The organism is Rhodococcus sp. AQ5-07 (genome assembly GCF_009707305.1).
Lineage (GTDB): Bacteria > Actinomycetota > Actinomycetes > Mycobacteriales > Mycobacteriaceae > Rhodococcus_F > Rhodococcus_F erythropolis.
Genome location: NZ_CP046099.1, coordinates 2,321,816 through 2,341,257 on the forward strand (window position 1 = coordinate 2,321,816; position 19,442 = coordinate 2,341,257).

19 protein-coding genes and 2 tRNA genes are annotated in these 19,442 nt (G+C 61.2%); 11 read left to right on the plus strand and 10 right to left on the minus strand.

Annotation, left to right across the window (positions count from 1 at the left end):
* Positions 1-2 precede the first annotated feature (2 nt).
* On the plus strand, positions 3-1,475 hold the full coding sequence (locus GJB56_RS10635; protein ID WP_113683706.1) for a mannitol dehydrogenase family protein: 1,473 nt from the start codon (positions 3-5) through the stop codon (positions 1,473-1,475).
* Here GJB56_RS10635 and GJB56_RS10640 read toward each other — a convergent pair whose 3' ends face one another.
* The 3 genes from GJB56_RS10640 to GJB56_RS31360 all read right to left on the minus strand — a co-directional run bounded on the left by GJB56_RS10640 (position 1,476) and on the right by GJB56_RS31360 (position 4,467).
* Entirely contained in the window at positions 1,476-1,994 is a 519-nt protein-coding gene (locus GJB56_RS10640) for a DinB family protein (RefSeq protein ID WP_020969942.1), read from the minus strand.
* Positions 1,995-2,773: 779 nt separating this feature from the next.
* On the minus strand, positions 2,774-3,121 hold the full coding sequence (locus tag GJB56_RS10645) for a hypothetical protein (RefSeq protein WP_024487645.1): 348 nt from the start codon (positions 3,119-3,121) through the stop codon (positions 2,774-2,776).
* Between the two features lie 629 nt (positions 3,122-3,750).
* Positions 3,751-4,467, minus strand: a complete 717-nt coding sequence (locus GJB56_RS31360; protein ID WP_024487644.1) for an SGNH/GDSL hydrolase family protein — start codon at positions 4,465-4,467, stop codon at positions 3,751-3,753.
* 366 nt (positions 4,468-4,833) lie between these two features.
* Between GJB56_RS31360 and GJB56_RS31365 the strand changes: the two genes are divergently transcribed.
* Together GJB56_RS31365 and GJB56_RS10655 are read left to right on the plus strand one after the other, a co-directional pair.
* Complete coding sequence (locus tag GJB56_RS31365) at positions 4,834-5,325, plus strand: hypothetical protein (RefSeq protein ID WP_020969946.1); 492 nt, start codon at positions 4,834-4,836, stop codon at positions 5,323-5,325.
* Positions 5,322-6,284, plus strand: a complete 963-nt coding sequence (locus GJB56_RS10655) for an HTTM domain-containing protein (protein ID WP_080910074.1) — start codon at positions 5,322-5,324, stop codon at positions 6,282-6,284. Before GJB56_RS31365 ends, GJB56_RS10655 begins: the two co-directional genes overlap by 4 nt.
* Positions 6,285-7,111: 827 nt before the next feature.
* Here the strand turns inward: GJB56_RS10655 and GJB56_RS10660 are convergent.
* Positions 7,112-7,185: transfer RNA gene (locus GJB56_RS10660), tRNA-Ile, on the minus strand.
* A gap of 177 nt (positions 7,186-7,362) precedes the next feature.
* Between GJB56_RS10660 and GJB56_RS31625 the strand changes: the two genes are divergently transcribed.
* Both GJB56_RS31625 and GJB56_RS10670 read left to right on the plus strand, forming a co-directional pair.
* The gene (locus GJB56_RS31625) at positions 7,363-7,560 is read left to right on the plus strand and encodes a hypothetical protein (RefSeq protein WP_003941659.1); all 198 of its coding nucleotides are present in this window, start codon (positions 7,363-7,365) and stop codon (positions 7,558-7,560) included.
* Between the two features lie 181 nt (positions 7,561-7,741).
* Positions 7,742-7,978 (plus strand): HAD-IA family hydrolase, encoded by a 237-nt coding sequence (locus GJB56_RS10670; RefSeq protein ID WP_230091172.1) that lies wholly within the window; start codon positions 7,742-7,744, stop codon positions 7,976-7,978.
* Positions 7,979-8,034: 56 nt separating this feature from the next.
* On the opposite strand, the gene GJB56_RS10675 is transcribed toward GJB56_RS10670, so the two are convergent.
* Positions 8,035-8,107, minus strand: a tRNA-Asn gene (locus GJB56_RS10675).
* A gap of 136 nt (positions 8,108-8,243) precedes the next feature.
* Here GJB56_RS10675 and GJB56_RS10680 point away from each other — a divergent pair.
* Positions 8,244-8,495, plus strand: a complete 252-nt coding sequence (locus GJB56_RS10680; RefSeq protein WP_003941570.1) for a hypothetical protein — start codon at positions 8,244-8,246, stop codon at positions 8,493-8,495.
* Position 8,496: 1 nt separating this feature from the next.
* On the opposite strand, the gene dnaG is transcribed toward GJB56_RS10680, so the two are convergent.
* Positions 8,497-10,416 carry a DNA primase gene (dnaG, locus tag GJB56_RS10685; RefSeq protein ID WP_003941578.1) on the minus strand — a complete coding sequence of 640 codons (1,920 nt, stop codon included), beginning with the start codon at positions 10,414-10,416 and terminating at the stop codon, positions 8,497-8,499.
* A gap of 72 nt (positions 10,417-10,488) precedes the next feature.
* On the opposite strand from dnaG, the gene GJB56_RS10690 reads away from it, so the two are divergent.
* Positions 10,489-12,039, plus strand: a complete 1,551-nt coding sequence (locus GJB56_RS10690; protein ID WP_113683708.1) for a serine/threonine-protein kinase — start codon at positions 10,489-10,491, stop codon at positions 12,037-12,039.
* A 13-nt stretch (positions 12,040-12,052) separates the two neighbouring features.
* On the opposite strand, the gene GJB56_RS10695 is transcribed toward GJB56_RS10690, so the two are convergent.
* Both GJB56_RS10695 and GJB56_RS10700 read right to left on the minus strand, forming a co-directional pair.
* On the minus strand, positions 12,053-13,351 hold the full coding sequence (locus GJB56_RS10695; protein WP_019748992.1) for a deoxyguanosinetriphosphate triphosphohydrolase: 1,299 nt from the start codon (positions 13,349-13,351) through the stop codon (positions 12,053-12,055).
* Positions 13,352-13,356: 5 nt separating this feature from the next.
* On the minus strand, positions 13,357-14,046 hold the full coding sequence (locus GJB56_RS10700) for a YdcF family protein (protein WP_007731109.1): 690 nt from the start codon (positions 14,044-14,046) through the stop codon (positions 13,357-13,359).
* A gap of 69 nt (positions 14,047-14,115) precedes the next feature.
* Here GJB56_RS10700 and GJB56_RS10705 point away from each other — a divergent pair, with 69 nt between their 5' ends.
* Entirely contained in the window at positions 14,116-16,182 is a 2,067-nt protein-coding gene (locus GJB56_RS10705) for a TPM domain-containing protein (protein ID WP_046378746.1), read from the plus strand.
* Between the two features lie 99 nt (positions 16,183-16,281).
* Positions 16,282-17,019 (plus strand): polyprenol monophosphomannose synthase, encoded by a 738-nt coding sequence (locus GJB56_RS10710; protein ID WP_003944487.1) that lies wholly within the window; start codon positions 16,282-16,284, stop codon positions 17,017-17,019.
* Here the strand turns inward: GJB56_RS10710 and GJB56_RS10715 are convergent.
* Positions 16,994-17,800 (minus strand): helix-turn-helix domain-containing protein, encoded by an 807-nt coding sequence (locus tag GJB56_RS10715; protein ID WP_019748994.1) that lies wholly within the window; start codon positions 17,798-17,800, stop codon positions 16,994-16,996. The two genes, GJB56_RS10710 and GJB56_RS10715, sit on opposite strands and share 26 nt — an antisense overlap.
* A 137-nt stretch (positions 17,801-17,937) precedes the next feature.
* Between GJB56_RS10715 and GJB56_RS10720 the strand changes: the two genes are divergently transcribed.
* Positions 17,938-18,303, plus strand: a complete 366-nt coding sequence (locus tag GJB56_RS10720) for a nuclear transport factor 2 family protein (protein ID WP_024487641.1) — start codon at positions 17,938-17,940, stop codon at positions 18,301-18,303.
* A gap of 48 nt (positions 18,304-18,351) precedes the next feature.
* Positions 18,352-18,813 (plus strand): MepB family protein, encoded by a 462-nt coding sequence (locus tag GJB56_RS10725; protein WP_020969952.1) that lies wholly within the window; start codon positions 18,352-18,354, stop codon positions 18,811-18,813.
* On the opposite strand, the gene GJB56_RS10730 is transcribed toward GJB56_RS10725, so the two are convergent.
* On the minus strand, positions 18,788-19,369 hold the full coding sequence (locus tag GJB56_RS10730) for a dihydrofolate reductase family protein (protein WP_113683709.1): 582 nt from the start codon (positions 19,367-19,369) through the stop codon (positions 18,788-18,790). The two genes, GJB56_RS10725 and GJB56_RS10730, sit on opposite strands and share 26 nt — an antisense overlap.
* Positions 19,370-19,442: the final 73 nt, after the last annotated feature.

The window sequence follows — 19,442 nt, forward strand, 5'->3', positions numbered from 1 at the left end:
TCATGGAACTCAATACGAAGACCTTGCTCGACTTCGATGCTGCACTCGAAGTGCCGACCTACGACCGGAGCAAAGTCACCACCGGCATAGTGCATTTCGGTGTCGGAGGCTTTCACCGTGCACACCAGGCCATGTACATCGATACCCTCCTGCGACGAGGTGAAGCCTTCGACTGGGGAATCTGCGGAGTGGGAGTGATGCCGTCGGACAAGCGAATGAAAGACGCACTCCGCGCGCAGGACGGCCTCTACACGCTTGCGCTCAAGCATGCTGACGGAACCCTCCAGGGCCGGGTCATCGGGTCGATCGTCGAGTACCTGTTCGCGCCCGACGATCCGGAGGCGGTGATCGAAAAGATGGCATCCGAATCGACGAAAATCGTATCTCTCACCATCACCGAGGGCGGATACAACATCTCGCACACTACGGGCGAGTTCGACGCGTCCCATCCCGATGTGATGCACGATCTCGAGCCGGGAACACTCCCGCGCACCACCTTCGGTCTGATTTGTGCTGCACTCGCACTCCGTCGCGACCGGGGCCTCGCCCCGTTCACGATCATGAGTTGCGACAACATCGAAGGCAACGGATCGGTCGCCAGGACGGCAGTCGGAGCGTTCGCCGCCCTGAAGGATCCCGAACTTGCGGAGTGGATCGACGAGAACGGCGCCTTCCCCAACTCCATGGTCGACCGGATCACACCCGTCACGACAGCCGAGGTGACCACCGAGATCGCCGAGACGTTTGGCATGGACGATCAGTGGCCGGTCGCAGCTGAGCCGTTCACCGCGTGGTTCCTCGAGGACGAGTTCACCTCAGGCAGGCCACCTCTGGAGAATGCCGGCGTCAATCTCGTGCCGGATGTTCGCCCGTACGAACTGATGAAACTGCGCCTTCTCAATGCCAGCCATCAAGGCATCGCGTACTTCGGCTACCTTGCCGGATACCGCCTGGTCCACGAGGCATGCCAGGACGAACTCTTGTCAGGGTTCCTGCTCGACTACATGAATCTGGAAGCGACGCCGACCCTTGATCCGGTACCCGGCGTCGACCTCGATCAGTACAAGAAGACCCTCATCGAACGATTCTCGAACCCCCAGGTCCGCGACACGATTGCGCGTCTGTGCGCCGAGTCGTCCGATCGAATTCCCAAGTGGCTGTTGCCCGTCATCCGGACCCAACTCGACACCGGTGGGTCGATCAACCTGTCCACCGCAATTGTCGCCAGCTGGGCCCGCTACGCCGAGGGCACAGACGAGAACGGAGATCCCATCACCGTCGTCGATCAGCTGTCGGACGCTCTGGTGCCGCTCGCCCAGAAACAGTCGAGCGACCCGTTGGCCTTCATCGGGTACCGCCAAGTGTTCGGCGATCTCGTGGACGATCGCCGATTTGTCGCAAGCTTCCGAAAGACCCTCGACTCGTTGCACTCCGTCGGAGCCAGAAGAACCCTCGAGGAGGTGCGCGGGCTCTGACTACGCCGAGACGTCGTGCAGGTGATGGATCGGATCGTGAATGAAGTAGGCCGCCAACGATTCGACGGTGAACGCCGATCCGTCACTGCGGAGACCCCGTCGTTGGCGGCTACCCTCTGGCACGGTTTCGAAGGCATTCGCGACCTCCGCGGCGGCGTCGGACAATTCCGATGCCACCGTTGCCGGATCTTGGTCGTTGTACCGCTCGGCCTCAGCTGTTGCGTCTTGATCCCAGTTCTCGAATCGCGGATCGTCGAATTCGAGCATCTGTTCCAACCGCACCTTGAAGATCCTGAACACGTCGCGTACGTGGGCGGAATACTCCAGCGCTGACCATGTTTCGGTGTCCGGTCGCTCCGTCACATTCTCGCGCTCCAGTACCTCGGCCCACGAGACGGCATTGCTACGCACAAGATCTGGAACATCCGCGAACGCAACAGCGGACGAATCAAACCCGCACTCGCCGCATGGGCGTTCGAGGACCCAGGTCCAGTTCTTTGTATCCGGGGTGATCGGCATGGATCGAGAATAGTCCGCCAGGGCGGGGTCAGTCTGCTTCGATCGGCCGATGAAGCGAATCATGCTCGGTATTGCGGTTACCTTCGTGCTGACGCTCTCCGCGTGTGGCGCGGAAGTGGGCGCACCCGAGCCGCGCAACAGCAAGAGCAGGCAGTGGTCGTCAATTCACTTCATTCGAGTGCCCGGGGCGAATGTTGATCCGTATTTCCATCATCGTTTGCGGCATCTGGTTTGATTCGAAACATGCGCTCTTCGCTCGCCTTGTCCACTCTCGCTGCCGGCTTGTTGATTGCGGGTTGCGGGTCGCAGACAGTGCAGCAACCCGACACCGCAACGACAACAACCGAAACGGGCGGAACGTGGGTCCGAAGGCTCGAAGTACCAGACTCCGTCGAAAAGATCTGCCAGTCGATACTCGGATTGGCCGAAGAATTGGGACGTACTCCTAGCGATTCCGCGTCACCGATCGATCGAGTCCGCGAATACATGAGCGGACCATACCGCGACTGGAGGGGATTCGACGCTGAGGGGCGTCAGCGCATCCAGGAAGCCTTCGAAGCTGCGGAATCGGGATCTTGCGGTTGAGCAACGCGGGGCGTCCGATTCGCCTATCGCACAACGGAATTACAAACAACGACGTATGAACGTCATTCCGTTCGTGACAAATATTCGTTCGTCAGCGAAGGACCGGCCACTTCGATTTTCCAGGGTTTTCGATTCGTTTTTCGAAGATTCTGTGACGCGTTCGTGGCCGAGGCTTCGACGAGTCTCGTCGTCCCTCAGGTGAAGGGCGCCGAGTCGACATGTACGCCTTCCGAACGCAGCAAATGCTCGGCCGCACAAATCAACAAGGAGAGGGATTCGTACGAGAGTCCCTCGGTTGCATGCATCAGCCTGTCAGGCGCCGGAATCGACCGGTCGCCCGGGGAATCCTCGGATCTCCGCGCAGAAAGCACGGTCGCGAGTTCTCGTTGATTCACCACCTGACCTGTGCTGTTCGCTCGCTCGAACATGGCATTCAGCCGCTGGACGAGTTCCTCACCTTCAGCTGATCGAATAGTGTTGCCGAACAGCCTGTTTCCATGATCCGCTATGACACCAGGCGCGATCGAGTTCTTGATTGCCACAGTATGTTCTCCGTTACGTTGGTCTGTCAGGTTGATCAGAGGTGCGACCGGGAGCAACTCGCAGAGCCTTGATCTGTGCCACCCAACGGGCGTCGCGTCCATCGACAGCAGACCAATCTCCCCCGGCGCCAATCGGCTTCCGGTAGCGCGACCTCGAAGCCGATGTTCATTTTGCGACTTATCGTTACATATTAACATCAACTGTAACTCTTCGACAAGCACTTCGTTCCGATTGCCCGGTTTGATCACGGGTGGCGCAGAACATCAAGGGTGGCCAACTTGTCGACATGATCTACGCCGCCCCTTCCATCTCCGTTCAGGCTGCAGTGATGGTCGAGCCACCGGCAAGGCACAAGAAACGACATTCCGCCGACGACCTCCCAGCGTAGGTATCGCCGCGCGTGCATCACCTGCGGTGAACTGCGATTCACAAAAGCCGCAACGCGGATAGGGGCGGCGACACAGCCCGCGAGAGCCTTCTTACCCGAACTTTTCCATCACCGTGCGAGGCAGCCGGCCAGGCCAAGACTGCGCCCAAAGTCCTCGCTACTGATGACCTAAGTCCGACAATACTTTTCACGAAAAAGAGGACCCCGCGCCTGCGGGGTCCTCTTCGCTTTCCTTCAGAGCTAGAGACCGAGCGAGTGAAGGTGCTCGCTGATCTTCTCGAACATGAGCCTTTGACCTGCCGGCGTGGGATGCATGCCGTCTTCCTTGAGTAACGTCGGGTCCGACAGCCAGTTCTCGGCGAGCGCATCAATGAAAGGCAGCTTGTACTGCTCAGCGGCGGAACGGATTCGATCGTTGACATTGACAGCGGTCTCGGATGGAGGCCGGTTGTCCATGATGGGGCCGATGACGACAACCTTGGCGTGAGGAAGCCGATCTCGTAGCTGCGCATACAACTCCCGAGTCGCATCTCGCACCTCGAGCGGGTACGAAACATCGTTCCGACCGCCGGCGATGATGACGACCTCGGGATTCACCGCAACGACCTGATCAATTTTCGCACCGAACGGTAGCTTGCCTTTTTCCTCGTTTCCCTGGACGTAGCCGGTGCCACCGCTCGCGAAATCTGCCAGGTACCAGCGACGATCGAAGGCGAGCAGCGCCGGCCAATGATCTCCCGTCGTGTTCGGAATCGAGTAGGAGTCCCCCAAAATTGCGACCGTGTCGAAGTCGTCGGTAGGGGCATTCAGCGCCGGCGCCGAACTGTCAGGCTGCGATACAGAGGCAGTTGCCCGACTGTCTCGGGATTGCTCGTACGCAAATCCTACGATCACCGCTACGACGGTGAAAACCATGGCACCGATGACGGCGACAGTTCGCTTGTTGGGTTTGGTCACCCCATAAACATACGGGGTCGAATCATGTTGCCTCTGAGCGAGTGTCAAGCATCTGTCGTTCCGCTTGAATCGGCCATCAACGAAGGAGTGAAATCCCGCTCTCACAGCAGACTGGGGCCAAGCTTGCTGGAAGTTAAGGCGCGGCAAAGCATTCAGGGCACACCGTCCCCCATTCGACGGACCAAAGTCCATTATCAAATCAACACTGCGACAAGCGGCAATCGCGCAGCTATATTTCGTCGACACTTCAACTACTTTCGGCACATCTGCACAGACGCGCGACAACACCCAGTCCCCTCGCTCGGCAATCCCCTCTATTTTTCTCATTCGAAGAAACCGGCACCAGGTGCCAGGAAGAACGTCGACATGCCGGAAACAGAAGCAAAGCGCAGCAATCGGCGACTGATCGCGATCGCAGCACTCGCAGTCGTACTCCTCGTGCAAGGCGCCTACTCGTTCGGTGTCCGCCCTGAGCCGTACCCGACAATTCGCATGCCCAGCTTCGGTGGCGTGCCCAATGCAGACGGCGAGTTCAGTGGAAGTGGCTTGGATATCACTCTCCATTACACCGACGGATCCACGATCAGTCCCAACCCAGTGGATCTCGCCGGCGATATTCGCTACTCATCCGCGAGAGCATCACTCGATTATGCGTTCCGCCCCAGCGGGGCAGGCGACCGAAACACCCGAACCGCGGACCCTGAATTGGTCGAATGGCTCCGAAACCGCAGCGTCGAAGTCGGGAGTGGTGCCATCCCGGACAGTATCGAGTTCTGCTGGCGCAAAACAATTATCGACATCACCGACGGAACCGATGCGTCAACTGACCCGTGCGAAACGACAAGGGTTGATCTATGAGTGCCCGTGCGGGAACTCTGTTGTTCCTGCGCGACCACATCGATCAGTTGTGCGAGGCGTACCGCGGGGATGCGAGGTTCCTCGCTGTCATTCGAATTCTCTTCGCGCTATATGTGATCGCGTTTCCCATCGACTACACGTGGGCGGGCGAGGTTCCCTCGATTCTGTTTCATCCGCAATCCGGTCCGTTCTCCCTGCTGTCGTCACCACCCTCCGAGAACTTCCTCGTCGGACTCGAAGTCGCCCGATTCATCCTGGCGATCGCCATCTTGGTCGGATATCGAACGACGGCCGCGTCCATCGCAATGACCCTCACGCTCATGACCGGCAGCGGGTTGGTCAATTCCTTCGGCAAGGTCGACCACTTCATTCTTTTCGAAATCTTGCCGGTGGCCATGGCAGCCGCTGGATGGGGCGCCGCATGGTCCCTCGACGCACGACGTTCACGCACACAACGCAAAGCACTTCAAACCCGCGGACTGCCCATGCTCATCTGGGCAGTGACGGTCGCCTACGCCCTGTTTACAGCGGCACTACCCAAAGCTGCGTCCGGCTGGCTGAACCCCGAATTGCAGGCAACCCGGGGCTACGTTGCACGAGACGTCGCTGACCCCACCAAGCTCGGTCCGCTGACCCACGAACTATTCGACATCCATTCGGAGTGGCTATGGAAGGCACTCGACTACGCCACTGTCTTCGCTGAAGGCTGGTTGATCGTTGCCGTGCTCTTCCCTGTCTTGTTCAGAATCGGGATCGTCGTCTTACTCGGGTTTCACCTTGGGGTTTATCTCGCGTTGGGCATCGAGTTCGACAGCTATATCTTCGTGTATCTGCCGTTCCTGTCGGCGCCTGCTGTATGGGTCACCAAGCGAGTCCTGGGCAGAAGGCCCGATATCGGTAGAACGTCGGCGCCGGAAACTCCACGTCAAGTATCTCCGGCCAGTTCGGACGCACCGTAAATCTAATATCCGGGAGCGGACCTTTCCGTCACAGTTCGTGAGTGCCCCAATCACAGGTAGGCGATCCCCAGACTCCCTCAACCTGGGGATCAAACAAACCTACTGTCTCCCAATGAAATTCCGAGAACTTCTACATTCACTGACATTCGGTTCGCAGACGGGCGCCCCAATCGCCAATTCGGCGCCGCCATTCGGACCCCACATCGCGTGTTGGGGGCAGTCGAGCCGCGGGGGGTCGGCTCGACTGCCTGCACTTACACCAGGCGAAGATGGTTTCTTGCCAGCTGTCTGCTTAACCAGCGTGCGTCGACGCTCAGGGGGTCACTGGAACGCATCGTCGTCACCTGTGGGCCGGGCTCGCGCCGGCAGGTACAGACAATTGTTCAGTGACCCCTGAGTTCGATCGTCGAAATCACCTTCGATCGCCGTGCGTAGGTACATCTAGAGCGTGACACTTCGGCTAGTTGAGCACATACGCTGAAATACCTGGATAGGTACCTACTTTTCCCTCGTCTTCCGAGTGGTCGCCATCTCGGTCACGTCCAGAAGCGTTGCACATCCGACACTGTCGGGAAATCGGTCATCTGGATCCGAGACTTTCGCCTCATCTGCGATCGACGATCATGATGCGACGATTCCTTGTGTGACCACGAACGCTCGACTCAGACGCAACCGCAGGCGCATTGCCAGGCGATTCAATCCCAACAACGTGTGGGCAACTGTCCTGGTGATTGCACTTTGCGCACTAGTCGCCTTGGCGATCGTCTGCAGCATGATTTTCGACAAAAATCATTGGGGCTGACCCGCGGGCTCACGGCACCTGAACGTGGGGCGGGCGGGGCTCGAACCCGCGACCAATGGATTATGAGTCCACGGCTCTAACCGACTGAGCTACCGCCCCATCCGGATGCGATGCATCGCGGCGAATCCGAATGTTACCGGCACATCCGACGCGGATCACAATCGGGCAGGCGGTGACGCGTTGCACTCTTTCGAGTCGAGTCTTCCAAGGTTGGTCGGCACAGGAGCGATGAGCCGATACCGTGGGAGTGCACACCCCACGGAACAGGATCACCACATGAAGCTTGCACTGACCGAATTCAAGAACTCGAAGGCCACGATCCGGATCATCATGTCCGACGGCGCGAAGCTGAACGGCACCGTCACCGATTTCACCGAAGACACTCTCGTCCTCAATTCTCCGAATGGTGTCTATTACATCAACCCCAGCCACATCATCCGGCTGTTCGAGCCGTCGGATCGCGCAGCGAAGTAAGCGCACCGGTCAAACAGTTCGACGGTTCCACCGAAAGCCCGACGCAGACACTTGCGTCGGGCTTTGGTGTATCTGTCTCCAATATCTACGCGTCGCGATCACGGGTGCAGCGGCCATCGGCGTCACTGAAAACGACAATGGACCTGTCCTGTTGGCCGCCATCGAAAGTGTTGTAACTCCAGTGGCAATCGACGAGCATGTTTTCTCGTGCATGCTCGGAGCTACCAAACCCGACCCTGCGGCCTTCCTGGCTGCGCTGGAGTTTCTCGATGCGCGTCCACAGCAGACCTTCTTCGTCGACGACAGTCCGGTGAACGTCCTCAGCGCTCGACGGCTGGGAATTCGCGGCGAACAAGCAAACAAGGCGGCAGACGTCGAATCGGCACTTCGATCGGTGGGTCTGCTGCAAACGCACTAGCGGCGACGAATACAAGAAAGCCCCCCGCCCGATTTCTCAGGTGAGGGGCTTTGCTGCTCCCCCGGCTGGACTCGAACCAGCAACCGTCCGATTAACAGTCGGAAGCTCTGCCAATTGAGCTACAGGGGATTGTCTTGCTCGCTTCGCCCGTTCCGGCGTTGCCTGAGAAACTGTAGCGAATCCTCCACCGAAGTACCAAATCGCCTGCCCAGCGAGTCATCAGGCAGGATGGAGTCAGGACGATCGGTGCTGGAGGGAAGCAGGAATGATGCGTTTGTTGATCGGTGTTGCAGCTGGGTACGTCCTGGGAACCAAAGCGGGCCGCGCACGATACGAGCAGATCAGCCGGGCCGCGAAGGCGGTGGCCACTAGTCCGGCCACAAAGAAGGTGTTGGACGCGTCACGGCAGAAGCTGGCCGACTCACTGAGTACTCAGCCCAAGCTCGAGCCGATGAAGCCGATCAACGAGGAGACCACGATTCTGGTCCCCCACGACCAGTTGAAGAAAAACCGCTAGGTCAGACGCTTTGGTCGCCGACAGCCTGCTCACGCAGCTGTCGGCGATACTGCTCCAGCGCCACGAGATCTCCGAACAGTGAGTTGTACTCCTCGGGGGCCGCAGCAGGTGAAACGCGCTGAAGCTTGGATTTGAGGTCGGCAACCTGCTCGCCCACCCACGCTTCCTGCAGTCGTGCGAGCACTCCGTTGATGTAGCGCGGAACCGTGTCTTCGTCGCACGGCATCGGTTCGACGGCCAGCTCAGATACAACCGAGGCCACCGTCATGTCCTCGACGCCCTTGGTGACGACTTCGATCCACTCGGCGCCACCGAGCCCCTTGCTCGTTCCGCCGGCGTCAGCCATTGCCTGTCTGATGACAACGTAGGCGGGGTGGGTGAATGTCTCGGGAGGCAACGAGTCGAAGACACTGCCGGCGATGCCAGGGTGCTGCAATGCGGCCTTGAGGACAGCTCGCTGCGTCGAGAGCGCCGGATCGTTGGGCCGGGGCCTGGAAATTCCGATCGGCAGCGCGAGCGCATCGGCAGCAGGTGCCTCGACAACCTGACGACGCTTGGGCGCCGGCGAAGATCCGCGCGTCGACGCCCGTTTGCGAGCTTCGTCACGCACGCGTCGTCGAACCGACGGAAGATCGTCCCAACCGACCCATCCGCACAACAGATTCGCGTAGCTGTCGCGCAGAGTTGATTCCTTGATCTGCGCAACGACGGGGACGGTGCGACGCAGTGCCTCGACGCGACCTTCAGCGGTCTCCAGATCGTGTTCGGTGAGGATGGACTTCACCACGAACTCGAACATCGGAGTGCGCCGCGCCACGAGGTCGCGAACGGCGGCGTCACCAGACTTCAGTCGCAGATCGCACGGGTCCATTCCGTCGGGCGCGACGGCGACGAAAGTCTGCCCGGCCATCTTCTGATCACCCTCGAACGCCTTCATCGCAGCGGCCTGCCCCGCGGCATCACCGTCGAAGGTGTAGATGATCTCACCGCGAAAGTAGCTGTCGTCCATCAGGAGTCGGCGGAGCATCGCGAGGTGCTCCTCACCGAAGGCGGTTCCGCACGAAGCGACGGCAGTCTTGACGCCGGCCAAGTGCATCGCCATGACGTCGGTGTAGCCCTCGACGACTACTGCCTGGTGTCCCTTGGCGATGTCGCGCTTGGCGAGGTCCAAGCCGAACAAGACCTGAGACTTCTTGTAGAGAATTGTTTCCGGCGTGTTGACGTACTTACCCGGCATGGTGTCGTCGTCGAAAAGCTTGCGGGCACCGAAGCCGATGACGTCACCGGCGACGCTGCGGATCGGCCACAGAAGACGGCGATGGAACCGGTCGATCGGACCTCGTCGCCCCTCTTTGGACAGCCCGGCTGCTTCGAGTTCCTTGAATTCGAAGCCCTTGGACATCAAGTGTTTTGTGAGAGTGTCCCAACCTTCGGGCGCGTATCCACACCCGAACTGCAGTGCTGCGGCACCGTCGAAGTTTCTCTCGGTGAGGTAGTCGCGAGCCGCCTGGGCATCGGGTTCGCGCAGACGAGCGGCGTAGAACTCCTGAGCCGCCGCGTTTGCCGCGATCAAGCGTGCACGAGTGCCGCGATCGCGCTGAACGGACGGCCCACCACCCTCGTACGAAATCGTGTAGCTGAGCCGATCCGCCAACTGCTCGACAGCCTCGACAAAGCTGATGTGATCCATCTTCTGCAGGAACGAGTACACGTCCCCGCCCTCACCGCAGCCGAAGCAGTGGTAGAGGCCGTGGTTGGGTCGCACATGGAACGACGGCGACTTCTCGTCGTGAAAGGGACACAGACCTTTGATCGAATCGCCACCGGCACGCTTGAGTGAAACGTATTCACCGACGATGTCCTCGATGCGAGTGCGTTCGCGAATGGCCGCGATGTCTCTGTCAGAAATTCGGCCCGCCACGTACATCAGTCTAGGCGGTCCCCCGGCACCTCCTGACAACGATATGTTGATGGCCGACTCTGCACCGCAGCGATGGGACCGACGATGACTGAAAACGCCTCGAGCTCGCACGAAGGGCGATCAGGAACCCGATTCGGCGTGTACGAGTTGCGTCGCCTCCTCGGCCGAGGCGGAATGGGTGAAGTGTACGAGGCGTACGACACCTCGAAGGATCGCCTGGTCGCACTCAAGTTGCTCCATCGCGAACTTGCGGCCGACCCGTCATTCCAAGCTCGTTTCCGCCGAGAATCTCGCACCACCGCCGCCTTGAACGAACCGCACGTGATCCCGGTACACGACTGGGGCGAAATCGACGGAGTCCTCTTCATCGACATGCGTTTGGTCGAAGGTCATACGTTGCGCGCCGAGTTGGCCGAATTCGGCCGACTCACGCCTATACGAGCCGTCGACATCGTCTCGCAAATCGCCTCGGCGTTGGACGCCGCACATGCCCGCGGGCTCATCCATCGCGACGTCAAACCAGACAACATCATTCTCACGAACAACGGCTTCGCCTACCTCGTCGACTTCGGAATCGCATACTCACAGACGGACACGAAGATCACCACCGAGGGAAGCGCAGTCGGTTCCTATGCGTACATGGCGCCGGAGCGGTTCGAAATCGAAACGCCGACGGCCGCAGCGGATGTCTATTCCCTGGCTTGTGTCCTCTACCAATCACTCACCGGAACAACACCTTTCAACACCACAAGCATCGAGCATCTGGTCAATTCGCACCTGAACGCTCCGCCGCCGCGCCCCACACTGACGGTTCCGTCGCTCCCGCAAGGTTTTGACGCCATCGTGGCTCGCGGCATGGCAAAGGATCCCGCACACCGCTATCCGACTACGGGAGCGCTCGCACTCCAAGCGCGGCAGGCCCTCTCGACGACCCACACCCCCGGTGCCGCCGGCGGATTGCACCCCACGATCGTCGGGCCGCCCATCTACACCACGGCGAATCCCGCTCACGGGAACTACACGCACATCGCGACAAAGACCAAGCGAAACCGAGCCCCGATCGCGATCGGTGCGGCTGGAGTTGCACTCGTTCTGGCCGCAGGAGGCACGGCGGCCTGGGTGATGCTGGGGAACTCGGGACCCGAATCACCCACCACTGCAGCAGCTTCCATCGCCACGTCGGCACCGGCACCCACTCAGGAGCCGGCCAGAACGCCCAAGCTCGAGCCGCTACCCACCGCCGGACTGCAGGCGACCACGACCACCCGGGCGTCGAACCCGGGCGCGAGAAATGGCGACCTCGGGGTCAGCAAGCCGATCACCGTCCCCTCGTGCAAAGGAACCGGAATCGTGGTGTTGGCCAATGCCACCGATCCGGCAACGTACGCCAGCGAGATCCAGAACTACCTCGACGCGTTCCCCGGCTCGAAATACCTACGCACAGACCAGTCCTGCCCGTCACTGCGTCAAGTCTCCGATTCGGGGACGGCGATCTACACGGTGTATCGCGAATCCGGGAACACCGAGTCGAAGATCTGCAAGGACGTTCGCGCAGCCGGCGGCGACGCTTACGGCAAGTGGCTCGATACCACTACCGACCCGTCGACGCGGATGACCTGCTGAAGGCGTAAGCGGCTCAGCCCCAGCTGGCCTGCGCGCCCAGGCTCGCTTTGTCCACCCGTTCCAGCCGACTCTCCGTGTACGACGCGATCTGATCCACCACTACCCGGACCCGAGCACCGTCGTCCGCGGCGCGTTCCCACGCGGGCAGCAGGATCGGATCGAGCCCGGCCGGCGCAGTTGCCAGCAGCCATTCCGCGACGCGATGAACACGATCACGCTGCCGATCCTGACGCGCCTTGTGTCCGGCGTCGGACATCACGTAGTACAGCGCCACGGTCTTGAGCAACGCCACCTCGGATGCGACGGCCTCGGGTATGTCGAGGTCGGCTTGATACCGCGAGAGGGGGCGGTCACCGTGTGTCAGCCGGGTGCTGGCGATCGCCGCGGTGGCGAAGCGACCCACCAATTCACTCGTGAGATTCTTCAACGCGACGGAACTTCCGAGTGTGCCGTCGAAACTTCCGACCCCGCGTACGACGGGGAGTTCGGACAACCGTTGAGCGGCGTCGATCAGATCGTCGACTACCAATCCCCGAAACTCGGAGGCCCCCAGTTCTGCCAGTGCGCGCTGCTCGGACGGATCGGCAAGCGAGCGAAGGTCGATACGGCCTGCGATCACCCCGTCCTCCACGTCGTGCACGGAATACGCGATGTCGTCGGCCCAGTCCATGACCTGAGCTTCCAGGCATTGCCGACGCTCGGGCGCCCCCTCTCGAACCCAGGCGAGCACCTCTGCGTCGTCGTCGTATGCCCCGAACTTCGCGCCGGGCTGCGGCCGGGTCCAGGGGTACTTGATGGCTGCGTCGAGTGATGCCCTGGTGAGATTGAGGCCGGCACTCAGACCGTCGGGGCGCAGGATCTTGGGTTCGAGGCTGGTCAATATCCGCAGATTCTGCGCGTTGCCCTCGAAACCTCCGCAGTCCTTGGCGACTTCGTCCAGGGCCTTCTCGCCGTTGTGACCGTACGGCGGGTGCCCGATGTCGTGCGCGAGACCGGCGAGGTCCACCAGGTCCGGATCGCAACCGAGTCCGTCGGCGATCCCTCGCCCGATCTGTGCGACCTCCATCGAGTGCGTCAACCGCGTGCGAGGTGTGTCACCGTCGCGCGGGCCGACAACCTGGGTCTTGTCGGCCAAGCGCCGCAAAGCCGCGGAGTGTTGGACACGCGCCCGATCTCGCGAGAAGTCCGAACGATGCTGCGCCGCTGCGATCTGCGAACCCGGCAACCCCGCACGCTTCGGCGCCTCGACGACACGACGTTCGAGGTCGTGTTCGGAGTAGGTGCCGCCTCCGTAGGTGGTGTGAGCTGTCATGGTCTCTATTGCCCTGCCGTGTAGGGGAAGTCTGCCGAGAAGTGCGTGAGCTGATACCAGAGCAGCGCGCCGGTTTCGCGAGCGATTCCGTGCAACTGGGATTCGCGGGTGAAGACAGCCGGGCCCTGACGAGTAGGTGCGGTCCACGCCTGGAGTCCTGTGTCGCGGGCCATCGTCCGCGTTCGCAAGGAGTGCCACGGGTCACTGACCAGGACAGCGGAATTGATTCCCTGCGAGGACATCTCGGCGCTCACCGCGTCGATACTGAGAAGTGTGTCCGAACCGGTCTCCACAGCAGTGATCGCACTCGACGGAATTCCGCGATCGGTCAGATACATCTTTCCCGACGCCGCTTCGGTGTACTCGTCACCTTCTTGTTTACCGCCGACGGTGATGATCTGCGGCGCCACTCCGCGCTTGTACAGCTTGTACGCCTGCTCGAGTCGGGCCTCGAAGACGGACGACGGAGTGCCGGAATACTGAGCCGCGCCCAGAACGACTATCGCGTCGGCCGGCCGCGTGTCGTCGATGCGCGCCACCTGCCACACCCGGAACGCAGTACCCCCGACCAGAACCACGGCCATCAACACGGCACCGGCGATCAGTCGGCGCGTCCAGCGAGCCAATCCTGCCCCGAAGCCGCCCGCCCGTGAGGGTGATGGGTCGTGGGGGCGGTTACCGAAAGCAGGTTTCACTCCCGCAATTCTGCCAGTTCGCGGCGATCACCTCCGATGCCGACGCGCCACAACGGATAGATTTGCGTCATGGCCCTCGCACCACACTTCTCGCAGTTGTCCTCGGTAGAGCAGAGTCGGACAATCACCCGACCCGTTCGCCGTCGGGGAAGCGCCGCCGCCGTCGCTGCGATTTTCGCTTTGCTGGCGCTCGTCTTCAGTCCTGCGCTCGCCTCGGCAGACGCCCCGATGGTGTTGCCGAATCACATCACCGACACCTCCGGGGTTCTCGACGCCGGGCAACGCAGCGACATACAAGCCGCGATCGATCAACTCAGCGAGGACCACCAGATCGATCTGTGGGTCGCGTTCGTCCCCGATTTCAACAACCTGGGTGGCCAGGCGTGGGCACAGCAGACAGCCACGAAGTCGACGCTGAGTACCAAGTCCGTCCTGCTTGCAGTTGCCACGGCGGAGCGTGCTTACTACCTCGACGTCCCCGCTGAGCTGAGCAACATCACCGATTCCGACATCGAATCGATCAATTCCGACGCGGTGGAACCAGCTCTCGCCGAGGATGATTGGACCGGCGCGGCAATTGCCGCGGCTGGAGCACTCGGCGACGCGAACAACACGAGCGGCGGAATGGGAGTCGGAACACTCCTCATCGCGGGCGGCGCTGTGGTGGTCGGGACGGGCGGTGTGGTCCTGTACTCACGTAAGCGCAAGAACGACAAGAACAAGGCAAGCGTCGAAGCCGCGAAGAACATCTCCCCCGACGACATCGCCAGCCTCAACGCACTCCCGCTGCCGACGCTCGACGAACGCGCGAAGGAGATCCTCGTCGAGACGGACAACGCGATCGCCGGCAGCCAGGAGGAGCTCGATCTGGCCCGCAGCGAGTTCGGAGATTCCGCCGTCGCACCCTTCTCGGCAGCATTCGACAAGGCCAAGGCCACCCTCGCCGAAGCCTTCGCGATCAGGCAGCGACTCGACGACGCCATCCCGGAAACTCCCGATCAACGCCGCCAGATGCTGATCGACATCATTTCCTCGTGCGGTCGAGCCGACCAAGAACTCGAAGCTCGCGTCGAGGAGTTCGACGGGCTTCGCGACCTTCTCATCAACGCCCCCGCACGTCTCGATGCGTTGACGCAGAGTGTTGTTTCTCTCAGCGTGCGCTTGCCCGAATCCGAGGCGATTCTGACCAAATTGAAGGATCAGTTCCCCGCGCCGACGCTGGCATCTGTCGTGAACAACGTCACGATGGCCAGCGAACGCCTGACGCTCGCCGAGAAGTCGATCGAGGAAGGCCGCGATGCCACCGCGCTGCCGGCCGGTAAGCAAGGCGCTGCCGTCACCGCGATTCGCACTGCCGAAGCGGCTCTCGATCAGGCACGCAAACTGCTCGACGGCGTCGATCACGCCGCCGACGACATCCGAAACGCCATCGCGACTCTTCCGTCCGCGATGGACGACGTCCAGCAGGGCATCACTGCTGCGGACGCTTACCTGGCGCAGGGCGGGCAGAAGTTGGCGGACGCGAAGGCCGCAGCCCAGGCAGCGTTGGCGAATGCTCAGACGTCGAAGGACAGCGATCCGCTGACAGCCTTCAACCAGATCGTCGCGGCCGACGCCCAACTCGACGCACTGCTTGCCGACGCTCAGGAGCAGAAGCAGCAGCTCGAACGTGCACAGCAGCGCCTCGCCCAGGACATTCTAGCCGCACAGGCTCAGGTGACCGCTGCAGGCGACTTCCTCGGAACCAGGCGCGGCGCGATCGGGGCGGAGGCGCGCACTCGCTACGCGGAGGCTCAGCGGCACCTGCAGGCGGCCCAGCAATTGCAGGCTTCGGATCCGTCGAAGGCACTGCAACACGCCCAGGCCGCGACAACCTTGGCGACGCACTCACTTCGCGCCGCGCAGAACGACGTCAACACCTGGGAAGCAAACCAACGACCCCGCGGTGGCGGCGGCGATGCGACGGGAGCGATCCTCGGCGGCATCCTGATCAACAGCATTCTGCGAGGTGGCGGCGGGCCCCGCTCGTACGGCGGACCGAGCAGCAGCGGACGCTCAGGTCGCGGTGGCGGCGGCGGTGGTTTCGGCGGTGGCGGCGGCGGCCGAACCAGTCGAGGCGGCGGCGGCCGGTTCTGACGGATCCCGTCGAGGTAGTAAAATCCCTACTTTGTTCACGACCGCACTCGTCGTACGCTTCATCCGGCAAGTCGGGATCACAGATCATACGAAGGTGTTATGGAAAGCGTCGCCCCGCAGATAACCGTCGTTGTACCTACATACAACGAGCGTGAGAACCTGCCAAAGCTCGTCGATCGCCTCGCCGCGTTGAAGATCCCGAACCTGCACGTCCTCGTGGTGGATGACAACTCCCCCGACGGCACGGGCGAGGTTGCGGACAAGTTGGGTATCGATGGACCCATCCCGGTCGGAGTACTTCACCGCACGGTCAAGGACGGACTCGGCCGTGCTTACGTCGCGGGTATGAGCCGGGCTCTGGCGGAGAACGCCGACATCGTCATTCAGATGGACGCGGATCTCTCCCATCCGTCCGAAGCGATCCCCGCCATGATCGAGATCCTCACCACTACCGATGCGGCAGTCGTTCTCGGCTCCCGTTACGTCGAAGGTGGCGCAGTTGCCGGCGACTGGCCGTGGCATCGCAAGGCTTTGTCCGCCTGGGCGAACTTTTACGTCAACGCCATTCTGCGACTGCACGTCAAGGATGCAACTGCAGGCTTCAAGGCGTGGCATGCAAAGACCTTGCGCGACATCGACGTCGAATCGGTGCAGAGCAACGGCTACGCGTTCCAGGTCGAGATGAACTACCGAGTTGTTCAGCGCGGCATGAAGATCGCCGAAACGCCAATCCGCTTCGAGGAACGCACCGAAGGTGTCTCCAAGATGAGCCTCTCGGTTCAGTTGGAGTCCGCTCTGGTGCCGTGGAAGCTCAAGTTCGGCAAGAAGTCTCTCTGACCTGCGCGGCTGATCGAAAATAATCGGCGGTCTGCGTGTCCGACGGGTAGAACGACTCAATCGCGATCTCTGCAAGCGTGACGTCGCGCGGCGTACCGAACACGGTGGTGGTGCTGAACATCGCCAATTCGGTATCGCCCGCGCGTACGCGCAACGGAACCAGCAGGGAATTCGCGCGGTCGTCGTGCCAGTCTCCGCCGCTCGGATAAGTGCGCAACTCGTCGAGCAAGGACGCCAACTGCGCATCCGCACTGACCTCCACTTCCCGCGCCAACCTGGCGAGCAGGTGGGTCCGCCACTGCGCGAGGTTCACGATCCGCGGCGCCATGCCCTCGGGATGCAAGCTCAAACGCAATACGTTCACCGGTGGTTCCAGGAGGAATTCAGCGGCGCCCTCGGTCAGAATTCTCACGGCCTGGTTCCCGGCGATCATCTCCCATTGCTGATCGACCACCACGGCCGGATAAGGGTCATGCGCGTCGATGATGCGATCGATGGCCTCGCTCACCGCTGACATCGGCGCTTCCGCCAACGATTTTTGCGAGTACTCCGGCGAGTGGCCACTTGCCAGCAGAAGCGTGTTCTGTTGTCGTAGAGGAACATCCAGGCATTCGGACAGGTGAAGGATCATGTCCCGGCTGGGTTTGGAGCGGCCGGTTTCGATGAAGCTCAGGTGCCTGGTCGACACTCCTGCCGCTGCCGAGAGACCCAACTGAGTGAGCCTTCGCCGCTCCCGCCACCGCTTGAGTTCGGTGCCAACGTCCATCGTCTCGAAGGTCATTCTTTCAAGTTAGCGACCCGAGGTAGCCGAGACCATGACCTCGGAGGTAATCGACCCGAAGCAGTTTCGGAGGAACAGTGGTCTCAGCCGGCGAGACCGCCGGATGTTCACCACCGGAACTGATCAAGGGAGCGACCATGAGCGACTTCGACGCAATCGCCGACGCCTATATCGACATGTGGAACGAAACAGATACCACCGCCCGTAGAGCACGGATCGAGCAATTGTTCGCACCCGGCGGCCGCTACACCGATCCGCTCGCGGACGTCACCGGACACGATCAGATCGACGCGATGATCAACGCTGTGCAGCAACAGTTTCCGGGCATGCACTTCACCCTCATCGGACCCGTGGACGCGCACCACCGACAGGCTCGATTCGGTTGGGCTCTCGGCCCGGCGGGGGCCGAGTCACTGATCGACGGGTTCGACGTACTCGAACGCGACGACGACGGCCGGGTGACGCTTGTCCTCGGGTTTCTCGACAAGGTACCTACGGCCTGAAGTGCGTCTACCACCGACAGCCTTCGCCACGAAGGCTGTCGGTGGTCCGTGGCATCATCGTTGCCGATGAACGCCGACGGATTTACCTGGTCCACACCGATTCCCGAGTCCGAGGGTGCTGAGTACGGCGCTCACACGCTGACCGTCAACGGCCTTCCCTCCGTCTATCGATCCGCCAAGACGACGCCGACCAAGCTCGGTCAGTTCGTCACGCTGTGGCGCCGTTCCGAGGCCGGGCCCATCCGCCCATTCGACACCAGCGACGGCGTCGCGCTGTTTGTGGTGAAGGTCTACGACGAAGAACATCTGGGTCACTTCGTCTTTCCCACCGAAACCCTCGTCGAACACGACATCGTGTCGACGAACTTCTCGGGCGGCAAGCGCGCTATCCGGGTCTATCCGCCCTGGGTCACGCCGACCAGTGTGCAAGCCGTCAGAACCCAGCGCTGGCAGAAGCAGCATTTCGGCGAGTTCCCTGATGTATTCAACTCACCTGATACGTCGCGATGATGACGCCTGTTGTCGTAGGAACACTTTCGGTGAGGGTGAACTGAGCGAGCGCAGCACCGTCGGGGAACAATCTGCGCCCGGTTCCGAGAACCAGCGGATGAATCAGCAGAGTGTAGGTGTCGACGAGACGCCGTTCGGCCAATGACGTGATCAGGTCGCCACTGCCCAGAATCACCAGATCCGGGCCATCGCTTTCCTTCAGCGCGGCGACCGCGTCGGCGGCATCGCCTTTCAACACAGTCGAGTTCTTCCACGGCGGCGGTTCACCCAAAGTCCTTGACGCTACGTACTTCTGCGTGTTGTCGAGCACCTCGGTAAACGGATTGTCCGTCTGAAACGGCCAGTACGAGGCGAAGTTCTCATAGGTTCGGCGTCCGAAGAGCAACTCTGATTTCTTCGCAATCCCCTCCCCCATTTTCTGTGCCATGACGGAATCGTTGAAGGGTGCCGCCCATCCACCGTGCTCGAATCCGCCACGACGATCTTCGTCCGGCCCGCCAGGTGCCTGCATGACACCGTCGAGAGTCACGCTGTTGGTCACGCTGAGTTTTCTCATAACTTCGATCCTGCGCCTGAAGATCCACCATGGAAAGAGAAAACGGGCGGTCCTTCTCGAATGAGAAGAACCG